Consider the following 1,113-nt stretch of genomic DNA (forward strand, 5'->3'; position numbering starts at 1 on the left):
TTACAATGCCTTTTTCTTCTACTAAAAAATAGTCGCCAAAATGATTATAAAACCACTTTACAACTATGGTATCATTTTGAATATGATATTTTCCCCAATTCCAAATATGATAATTTCTATTACTTTGTTTATCAGTTTCTTCTAAAAACTCATTTATATTTTTATCTAACATATATTCTGAGGCTTTAACAGCACATTCCTTCTCTATTAAATCACCACAGTAATCTCCAAAACCATTTTTGACAACATAAGTATATCCATTATCTAAAAAAAGTTGCATATTGATATATACACCTTTTTGTCGCATATACTCTTTATCAAGATTGTATACTTGATAATAATATCCATTTGTTCTTAACTTTCTTTCACTGGGTGTATTACTAAATACAAAAGATTTTTTATTGTAAATAACACTACAAGCACACAGACAAAAAAATAAAAATGTAGAAATAATAATTTTTACCATAATGTAAAAGAGTTATAAGTTTTGTATTACGCTAAAAAACATTAAGTTTACCAATCAGGTTCCCAACCTTCTAAAAGTTCTTTTGGAATTGTTTTCTTCTTATATATTTCTTCGATAGAACTATCTAACATTAAGGTAATAGTATCATTTTTTATTCTCCCTTTTTCTTTAAAAACATATAGATAACAATTGATTATCCCTGCTGTTTTTATTTTAATATCATTTCCTTTAATGTAATAATAGCCCATTATAGCTTTCTCAGGATTAAACATTTCACGTTTAAGAAATAAAGTGTCTCGTTTGGAAATAAAAAAAACAGCTAATTTTCCATTAGAATAAAATTTTAAATACTGAGTATAAGGATAATAGTGTGCATCATCTTTTTCATAAAATGACACCCTCTTTTCAGTTAGGTTATAATGAGTGTACTCTTGAATAGCATCTAATTTATACAAAGCTGTTGTATCAATTAGTTCATAATTCTCAGTAATTTTAGAAAAAGATCTAATTTTTTGTCTTATTGAACCGTAAGAGGTATAAGGACCTTTATAACAGCAAGCTATAAAACAAATAGAAAGTAAGATCAATATGTAGGATTTTCTTTTTACCATGATGTAAAAGGATTATAAGTTCTGTACTGATAAAAA

The 1,113-nt window shown here is 25.8% G+C and carries 2 protein-coding genes; both read right to left on the reverse strand.

The window, feature by feature from the left end; all coding sequences use genetic code 11:
• Window positions 1-466: hypothetical protein (locus HMPREF9073_RS05540; RefSeq protein ID WP_009413020.1), on the reverse strand; the 466-nt coding region annotated here is incomplete at its 3' end.
• Between the two features lie 47 nt (window positions 467-513).
• The gene (locus tag HMPREF9073_RS05545) at window positions 514-1,077 is read right to left on the reverse strand and encodes a hypothetical protein (RefSeq protein WP_009413021.1); all 564 of its coding nucleotides are present in this window, start codon (window positions 1,075-1,077) and stop codon (window positions 514-516) included.
• Between the last annotated feature and the right edge of the window lie 36 nt (window positions 1,078-1,113).

Origin of the sequence: Capnocytophaga sp. oral taxon 326 str. F0382, assembly GCF_000318295.1 — a bacterium.
Classification (GTDB): domain Bacteria; phylum Bacteroidota; class Bacteroidia; order Flavobacteriales; family Flavobacteriaceae; genus Capnocytophaga; species Capnocytophaga periodontitidis.